This window comes from Bradyrhizobium sp., from assembly GCF_019244115.1.
In the GTDB taxonomy this organism is placed as follows: domain Bacteria; phylum Pseudomonadota; class Alphaproteobacteria; order Rhizobiales; family Xanthobacteraceae; genus Bradyrhizobium.
This window is the reverse complement of the sequence record NZ_JAFATE010000638.1, coordinates 1-2,987: the sequence shown is the minus strand read 5'-3', so window position 1 is coordinate 2,987 and position 2,987 is coordinate 1. Positions and strand designations below refer to the sequence as shown.

Sequence of the window (2,987 nt, the reverse complement as noted above, 5' to 3'; positions counted from 1 at the left end):
AGCAGCTGGCGATTGATGCTCAGCCGCCGCGCCGCCTCGGTGCGGTTGCCGCCGCTCGCCTCCAGCGCTCGCCGGATCATGGCTTCCTCGAGCTGCGCGACCGCGCTGGGAAGATCAGTGTCCGTGGCGGCCGCAGTTCGCGCCAGTTGCGCCTGATCGCCTGTCGTGTCCAGATCGTCCGGGCCGATCAGGTCGCTTCGCGTCAGCACGCAGGCGCGCTCGATCACATTGCGAAGCTCGCGCACATTGCCCGGCCAGCCGTGGCGCTTCAGCTTGTCGCAAGCCTCCGCACTGAGCTGCCTGGTCCGCCCGCCGGACGAACACTGCGCGAGAAAATGCCTGGCAAGCGGCACGATGTCCGACGGTCGCTCCCTGAGCGGCGGCACGACAATCGGGATCACGTTCAGGCGATAATAGAGATCCTCCCGGAACGACTTCGCGGCGACCAGCTCCGGCAGATCGCGATGCGTCGCAGCGATGATCCGGGCATCGGTCGCAACCGGCTTGCCGCCAACCGGCGTGACGACCTTTTCCTGCAGCGCGCGAAGGATCTTTGCCTGCATCGCAAGCGGCATGTCGCCGATCTCGTCGAGAAACAACGTTCCGCTGCCGGCCTCGACGAACGCGCCCGCGCGATCGGCTGTTGCCCCGGTGAACGAACCCTTGACGTGGCCGAACAGCTCGCTTTCCAGGAGATCCTCCGGGATGGCCGCGCAGTTGACGGCGATGAACGGGCGACCGGCGCGCCGGCTGTGAACATGGAGCGCGCGCGCAACCATCTCCTTGCCCGTGCCGGTCTCGCCGAAGATCAGCACGGTCGCCGCGCTGTCGGCCGCAAGTCCGATCGCCTTCTGCACCCGTCTGATGCCTTCGCTCGACCCGATCAGCGTGTCCGGACTGGCGCGCGCCACCTCCGTCGACGCGATCGCGCGCGACGGCAGCCGCAAGATCAGCTGGCGCAGCTCCTCGCGCCCGATCGGCTTGGTGAGATGATCGAAAGCGCCGATCCGCATCGCCTCGATGGTATTTTCCGAACTCGCATAGGCGGTCAGGATCACGACCGGCGGCGCGCCGTCTTGGTCGCGAATGCGACGAAGCACCTCGATCCCGTCGAGGCCTCCGGGCATCCTGAGATCGAGCAGCACGAGATCGATCTCGGCCGCCAGCAGCGAGAGCCCCTCGCGGCCCGAGGTCGCGATGCGCGCCTCATGGCCGAGGTCCCCGAGCGTTTCGGCAAGACCGTCGCGGAGCGCCGCGTCGTCATCGATGATCAGGACGATCGCCATGGCAGCTCGATCTCGAAGCAAGCCCCTTGCGCCGTGCTGACAAGCCGCGCGCCACCACCGTGATTGCGGGCGATCTCGCGCACCAAAGCGAGACCGAGCCCGGTGCCGTCAGGCCGACCGGTCACGAACGGCTCGAACAGTTTTTCGCGAATCTCATCGCCAACACCGGGGCCATTGTCCGAAACGCGCAGGACCAGCTTCTCGCCGTCGCGATACGCATCGACGGTGATCGCGCCTCCATCCGGCGAGTTCTGGATCGCATTGAGAATGAGATTGTCCATGGCCCGTTGCATCTGAAACGAATCGAAGCGGGGTAACGGCGAGGACGGGCCACAGGTTCCGAGCTCCAGGCGGATGTTCTTGCTGGCCGCGAGATCCCGGTGCATGTGGACCACGGCCTGCAGGAACGCGCCGAGGTCGATCGCCTTGACGTCCGGCGGCCGGCTCTGCGTCATCTCCAAGAGATCCCTGAGTAGACCGTCGAGCCGGTCGATCTGGCCAAGAATGGTTTTGAGCGCACCGTCCTTGCGCGAAGCGTCGGCCGAGGCGAGCGCATTCTCCGCCTTCAGGCGCATCGCCGCGATCGGATTTCTGATCTCGTGTGCAAGACCGGCTGAGAAACGGCCAACCGCGGCCAGCCGCTCGGCCGCAGCGGCGCGGCGCCGTTCGAGCGAAAGCCGCTCGCCGGTCGCGTTCAACGCGTCGACCAGGCGATCGAGCTCGCGCTCGCCGGTCGGCGGCAGGTTTGGCAGGTCCGCGGCGCCCTGATCGGCAGCTTCCAGCGCCGTCTCGACCAGGGCAATCTTCCGCGACCATGCATAGAGCAGACGCGCAAGCCAGATCGCCGAGCCAAAGATCGTGAGCGCAATCAGCATGAGACCCGCGAGCAACTGGCCATAACCCGGCCCTTCCGAGGTGAAGACCCGCGTCATCGTCCAGGCGGTCAGGCCGGGCGGGGAGGCGGGCAGCGGGCATGCTTCGACGAGCAGGACCTGGGAGCGCCCGCCCTGGCTGATCGCGGCGGGCTTGCCGGTCAGCAACGCCTGTCGATTCACCTCGGTGATGGTCGCTGATTCCGCGGCAGGAACATCGGTCTTCGGCCCGGTTCCCTCATAGGTCGGAAACGCATAGGCCAACGAGCCCACGCCGTCCCGCCATATTCCGCCCTCGACGCCATTGGCCGATGCCAGCGCCGCCTGCACAATGCTCGCAAGCTCGCTCTTGCGAGGCTCGTCGATCGGCGAACCACTCCAGGTCGAGACGACGGGGCGAAAACGATCGGAAATGTCCCGACACGCACGCGCCGCGCGTTCCTCAGACCGCGCGACACGCGCCTGTGCGCTTTGCTGGAATGATTCGAACAAAAGATAGGCCGTTGCCGATCCGGAAAGGACGAGCATGACCCAGAGAGCCAACAATCTGGAACGAAGCGAGTGCATCGGAACACTGGCCAGAAAGCGGAATTCTAGCGCGCGCCACGCATCCGGACAATTCGCAACTTCGCCGACTGGAAAATGCAGTCTCCGGGCCGCGGAACGACGCAGCCGTGATCGGCTTGTCATGACCAAACGGTAGCCTCAAAACTGCGCGATCTGATGCGCATGACGGATCGAGGACGAGAAACCGCGCTCTAAATGCACCAGGTGCCACGGGCCGTGTCGGCGAGCGCGCTTCCACGATTGCGTTTTCGAAAGAAGGAAA

General features: G+C 65.7%; 2 protein-coding genes. Both read right to left on the bottom strand.

Annotation, left to right across the window (positions count from 1 at the left end; translation table 11 throughout):
- The coding region (locus JOZ76_RS27955) for a sigma-54-dependent transcriptional regulator (RefSeq protein ID WP_291704170.1) at positions 1-1,286 on the bottom strand (1,286 nt) is incomplete at its 3' end.
- The gene (locus JOZ76_RS27950) at positions 1,271-2,686 is read right to left on the bottom strand and encodes a sensor histidine kinase (RefSeq protein WP_291704169.1); all 1,416 of its coding nucleotides are present in this window, start codon (positions 2,684-2,686) and stop codon (positions 1,271-1,273) included. The genes JOZ76_RS27950 and JOZ76_RS27955, both read right to left, overlap by 16 nt.
- Between the last annotated feature and the right edge of the window lie 301 nt (positions 2,687-2,987).